The 5,391-nt window shown below is 67.6% G+C and carries 6 protein-coding genes and 1 pseudogene; 4 read left to right on the forward strand and 3 right to left on the reverse strand.

The window, feature by feature from the left end:
• The 4 genes and pseudogenes from BIS11_RS10040 to BIS11_RS10055 all read left to right on the forward strand — a co-directional run.
• Positions 1-221, forward strand: a pseudogene (locus tag BIS11_RS10040) (MFS transporter); the annotation flags it as partial.
• Between the two features lie 123 nt (positions 222-344).
• Complete coding sequence (locus BIS11_RS10045) at positions 345-980, forward strand: single-stranded DNA-binding protein (RefSeq protein ID WP_253423264.1); 636 nt, start codon at positions 345-347, stop codon at positions 978-980.
• 43 nt (positions 981-1,023) lie between these two features.
• Positions 1,024-1,911 carry a sugar nucleotide-binding protein gene (locus BIS11_RS10050; protein ID WP_253423261.1) on the forward strand — a complete coding sequence of 296 codons (888 nt, stop codon included), beginning with the start codon at positions 1,024-1,026 and terminating at the stop codon, positions 1,909-1,911.
• Positions 1,908-2,672: a 1-acyl-sn-glycerol-3-phosphate acyltransferase gene (locus BIS11_RS10055; RefSeq protein WP_253423258.1), complete on the forward strand. Its 765-nt coding sequence runs from the start codon at positions 1,908-1,910 to the stop codon at positions 2,670-2,672. The genes BIS11_RS10050 and BIS11_RS10055 overlap by 4 nt, the downstream gene beginning before the upstream one ends.
• A gap of 232 nt (positions 2,673-2,904) precedes the next feature.
• Here the strand turns inward: BIS11_RS10055 and fabB are convergent, their stop codons facing one another.
• From fabB to BIS11_RS10070, 3 genes are all read right to left on the reverse strand, one after another.
• Entirely contained in the window at positions 2,905-4,122 is a 1,218-nt protein-coding gene (gene fabB, locus BIS11_RS10060) for a beta-ketoacyl-ACP synthase I (protein ID WP_253423255.1), read from the reverse strand.
• Between the two features lie 12 nt (positions 4,123-4,134).
• Positions 4,135-4,650, reverse strand: coding sequence for a 3-hydroxyacyl-[acyl-carrier-protein] dehydratase FabA (fabA, locus tag BIS11_RS10065; RefSeq protein WP_227389121.1), 516 nt, complete (start codon positions 4,648-4,650; stop codon positions 4,135-4,137).
• 165 nt (positions 4,651-4,815) lie between these two features.
• On the reverse strand, positions 4,816-5,391 hold a 576-nt coding region (locus BIS11_RS10070; protein ID WP_301286440.1), incomplete at its 5' end, for a deoxyribodipyrimidine photo-lyase.

Below are 5,391 nucleotides of genomic sequence, written 5' to 3' on the forward strand. Positions count from 1 at the left end.
TGTGGCACCTGCCGCCGCCACCGCCGCTGTCGAGCGAAGTGGTGGCGCTGGAGGATACCCATCCGGACACCCTGGACATGCTGATGCAGCGTCTGGCCGACGTGGTCGGTGTCGAGGACGTGATGGTCGTGCCCGAAGAGCGGCTGATGTATCTTAAGGTGAATCGCCAGGCGCTCGACCGGGCGGCGCTGGACGAGCTGATTCCCCCCTCCAAGCCGTGACCGGCGAGTTTGCACACGGTGAATCCGTGCCGAGTCAATCGGTGATACCCTAACGAGTAACGGCGGCGCGGCGCAGCTTCGCCGCCCACGACATCGAACGATCCAATCAACGAGGAGCGAGCCATGGCGCGCGGTATCAACAAAGTCATCCTGATCGGCAACCTGGGCCAGGACCCGGAAGTCCGCTTCACGCCGTCCGGCACGGCGGTGGCGAACCTGAACCTGGCGACCTCGGACACCTGGACCGACCGCCAGAGCGGCCAGCGCCAGGAGCGCACCGAGTGGCACCGTATCGTGCTGTTCAACAAGACCGCCGAGATCGCCCAGCAGTACCTGAAGAAGGGCTCCAAGGTGTACATCGAAGGCCGCCTGCAGACGCGCAAGTGGCAGGACCAGAACGGCCAGGACCGCTACAGCACCGAGATCGTCGCCAACGACATGCAGATGCTCGACGGTCGCAGCGGCGATTTCCAGGGCGGCGGTGCCCCGCAGCAGAACTATCAGGGCGGCGGCTACCAGAACGGCGCTCCCCAGAGCGCGCCGCCCCAGAACCAGGGCTATCAGAACGCGCCGGCGCAGGGCAACCAGTACGCCGGTGGCGCAGCCCAGGGCACGCCGTCCGGCCAGTACGGCCAGAACCCGCAGCAGGGCGGCCAGGGCGCGCCCAACCGGGGCGGCCAGCCGCAAGGCGACAACAACCGCTTCGGCGCGCCGGACCCGGGCAACTTCGACGACTTCGACGACGAAATCCCGTTCTGACGACGCATGACCCGGTCGGCCGGGTAACAGGAGGCCTTCCGCCTTGAAGCTTTTGATACTGGATGCCGGGCACTGCCTGAGCCTGGCGCTCGCCCGGGAAGCCAGCCGGCGCGCCGATACCGAACTGGTCATCGAGCAGGGGCTCGGCGTGGGCGCGGACGAGCTCGCGGCGATCGCCCCGGATGCGGTGATCGTGCCGCCCATGGCCCACCCGGGTCGACGCCCACCTGCCGAGGTACAGGCCTACGCCGATGCGGTGGAGGCGTGCATGGAGGCGTGCAAGGCCAACGGCGTGGCGCTGGTGTGGTGCGTCGCCGACGAGCTCTACGAGGAAGGCTTCGAGATTCCCATCGACGAGCACGTGGTGCCCGCCCCGCGAGACGAGTCGCTGCGCCGGCTGGTCGCCACCGGCGATCGCATTCGCGCCGAGTACCACCGCCACCTGATCGTGCGCCTGGGGCCGCTGTTCGCCCTCGAGGGCAGCCACGCCTGGCTCAGCGAGATCATCGATAGCCTGATGATGGGGCAGGGCGTGCGCGCCGCCGAGGACGTGATCTGCTGCCCCACCTCGGTGGATGCGGTCGCCATGGCGCTGATCGGCATGCTCGCCCAGCAGGGGTGCGGTGCCGATGCCTGGGGCGCCTACCACCTGGCGGGCATCGAGCCGGTCAGCGCGTTCACCTTCACCTCGGTGGTGCGCACCCAGCTCGCCACGCATCTCGAAGGGCGCGGCGAAACGGTGGCGCTGGGGACGGTCGAGGCGCTCAACCACCATCACGACGCCAAGCTGCGCCGCGTGCTCAACTGCCGCCGGGTGCTGGACGTGTTCGGCGTGCACCAGAAGCCGTGGCGCCTGGAAGTGGGGCGCATGCTGGATGCGTGGTGCCTGACCCGCGACGAGGCGCGCCCGCCACAAGGAGAGACGGCTTGACCAACGCTTTTCGCAGCCTGGTGTTCTACCTGGGCTACTTCTCGGCGATGCTGGCCTGCGGCGTGCTGTTTCTGCCGCTGGCGCCGTTTCTGCCGCTGGCCGGACGCTACCGGCTTTTGAACCTGTACAACTACTTCCTGATCTTCTGGTTTCGCGTGGCCTGCAACGTGCGCTACGACATCCAGGGCCGCGAGCATATCCCGGCCGGGCCCTGCGTCATCCAGGCCAATCACCAGTGCGAGTGGGAGACGGTGTTCCTGCAGGTGATGAAGCCGCCGGTCTGCACGGTGCTCAAGCAGGAGCTTCTGCGCATTCCCATCTTCGGCTGGGGACTTCGCCTGCTGCGCCCGATCGGCCTCGACCGCTCCAAGCCCGCCCGGGCGATGAAGCAGGTGCTGACCCAGGGCGTGGCACGTCTAGAGAGCGGGCTGTCGGTGCTGATCTTTCCCGAGGGCACCCGGGTCGATCCGGGCCGTCGCAAGCGCTACAACAAGAGCGGTACTGTCGTGGCATGCCGCGCCGGCGTGCCGGTGCTGCCGGTGGCGCACAACGCCGGCGAGCGCTGGCCCGGACGTTACTGGATCAAGCGTCCTGGCGTGCTGCGGGTGCGCATCGGCGCGCCGATCCTGACCGAAGGCCGCACCCCGGACGAGGTGCTGGCCGAGGTCGAACGCTGGATCGAGACGACCCTGGAAGAGATTTCCGACGTGCCCCGCGGCGAAACGCCCACGGTGCTGGAAGCCGCGCCCACGGCAAAGTGAGAAAGCGCAGGCTAGCCCGTAGCGCGGGTAAGCCTTCAGGCGCACCCGCGAGGCCGCGCCCCGAGGCCTGATCCGGCGGCGCCGCCGTCGCGGGTGCCTCGCTGCGCTCGTTACGCCGCGCTACGAGAAGAAGGCGTGAGGAATCAGGAAAGCAGCTGGGGCCTGGCCCCGCGAAACCGAAAAACGGCGCCCCAAGGGCGCCGTTCTCGTTATCGCGGGTCGCTCGGAATCGTCAGTCGGCGTAGCGCTGGAACACCAGGCTCGCGTTGGTGCCGCCGAAGCCGAAGCTGTTGGAGAGCGCGCGCTCGATGGCAACGTTATCGCGGCGCTGGGTGACGATGTCGAAACCGTCCGCCTGCTCGTCGAGGGTAGTGACGTTGGCCGAGGCGGCGACGAAGCCGTGCTGCATCATCAGAAGCGAGTAGATCGCCTCCTGCACGCCGGTCGCGCCGAGCGAGTGGCCGGTCAGCGACTTGGTCGAGCTCATCGCCGGGGTGGAGTCGCCGAACACCGCGCGGATCGCCTTGAGCTCCGCCACGTCGCCCACCGGCGTCGAGGTGCCGTGGGTGTTGATGTAGTCGATGTCGCCTTCGACGGTGGCCAGCGCCTGGCGCATGCAGCGCATCGCACCCTCGCCGGAGGGGGCGACCATGTCGACGCCATCGGAGGTGGCGCCGTAGCCCACGACTTCACCGTAGATCTTGGCGCCGCGCGCCTTGGCGTGCTCGAGCTCCTCGAGCACCACCATGCCGCCGCCGCCGGCGATGACGAAGCCGTCACGCGACTGATCGTAAGGCCGCGAGGCCTTGTCCGGGGTGTCGTTGTAGTGGGTCGAGAGCGCGCCCATGGCGTCGAACAGGCACGACAGCGTCCAGTGCTCCTCCTCGCCGCCGCCGGCGAACACCACGTCCTGCTTGCCGAGCTGGATCTGCTCCATGGCGCTGCCGATGCAGTGCGCCGAGGTGGCGCAGGCCGAGGAGATCGAGTAGTTCACGCCCTTGATCTTGAAGGGCGTGGCCAGGCACGCCGAGACGGTGCTGCCCATGGTGCGGGTGACCCGGTAGGGCCCCACGCGGCGCAGGCCCTTCTCGCGCATCACGTCGGCGGCTTCCACCTGGTTGGCGCTGGAAGCACCGCCGGAGCCGGCGATCAAGCCGGTGCGCTCGTTGGAGACCTGCTCCGGCGCCAGGCCGGAATCCTCGATCGCCTGGGCCATGGAGACGTAGGCGTAGGCCGCGGCGTCGCCCATGAAACGCAGAAGCTTGCGGTCGATCAGTGACTCGAGATCGATATCGACGCTGCCGGCGACCTGGCTTCGAAAGCCGCGCTCGGCGTACTCTTCCTTGAAGCGAATGCCGCTGCGCCCGCTTTTCAGCGCGTCCAAGACTTGATGCTGGTCGTTGCCCAGGCAGGACACGATGCCCAGGCCGGTGACTACCACTCGTCGCATGGAAGCCTCCTGTCAGAAATTCGCGGTGGAGGTGAATAGGCCAACGCGCAGGTCATTGGCCTGGTAGATGTCACGGCCGTCCACGGAGACCGTGCCGTCGGCGATACCGAGAATCAGGCGCCGCGTGATCACGCGCTTGATGTTGATGCGGTAGGTCACCGTCTTGGCATCGGGCATGATCTGGCCACTGAACTTCACTTCGCCACAGCCCAGCGCCCGCCCGCGGCCGGGATGGCCCAGCCAGCCCAGGTGAAAGCCGACCAACTGCCACATGGCGTCCAGGCCCAGGCAGCCCGGCATGACCGGGTCGCCCGGGAAATGGCAGTCGAAGAACCACAGATCCGGGGTGATATCGAGCTCGGCGATCAGCTCGCCCTTGCCGTGCTCGCCGCCTTCTTCGTGAATGCGCGTGATGCGGTCGAGCATCAGCATGTTGGGAGCCGGAAGCTGTGCGTTGCCGGGGCCGAACAGCTCGCCGCGGGAGCAGGCCAGCAGTTCTTCGCGATCAAAGGAGTGTTGCTTGGTCACTGAGTCGTTCCGAGTATCAGGGTGGTCGTTGGCCGCCTGAGGCGCTTGACCTGAAGGATGTCGCTCAGGTCAAACGTCGCAAGCGGCTGGCAAGGCCACGCCTAGTCTACTTCCGGAAACCGCCGAATGCACGCCATCGTGGACTTAACGTCGCCCCGAGCGGCGCTAGAGCGCCTTGAAGGCCTCGAGCGCCCGGGCGCGGGCTGCCTTGTGATCGACGATGGGCTCGGGGTAGTCGAGCTTGGTCAGCATGTCGCGTGGGGGAGCGTGGCGCGCCTTGGCGGGAAGCGCTTCGAGCTCGGGCAGCCAGTGGGCGATGAACTCGCCGTCCGGGTCGAAGCGCGTCGACTGGGGGGTGGGGTTGAAGATACGAAAATAGGGGGCGGCGTCGGTGCCGGTGGACGCTGCCCACTGCCAGCCGCCGTTGTTGGAGCAGAAGTCGCCGTCGATCAGGTGCTCGAGAAAGAAGCGCTCGCCGCGGCGCCAGTCGATCAGCAGGTGCTTGCTCAGAAACATGGCCGTGACCATGCGCAGGCGGTTGTGCATCCAGCCGGTATCGACCAGCTGGCGCATGGCGGCATCCACCAGCGGGTAGCCGGTGCGCCCTTCGCACCACGCCTTGAAGCCCTCGTCGTCGTCGCGCCACTCGAGCGCCCGCGTGTGCTCCTGGAACGGTTCGTGGCGCACCACGCGAGGAAAGCCGAAGGCCACGTGCTGGTAGAACTCGCGCCAGACCAGCTC

Source organism: Halomonas sp. 707D4 (assembly GCF_024158685.1).
In the GTDB taxonomy this organism is placed as follows: Bacteria; Pseudomonadota; Gammaproteobacteria; order Pseudomonadales; family Halomonadaceae; genus Vreelandella.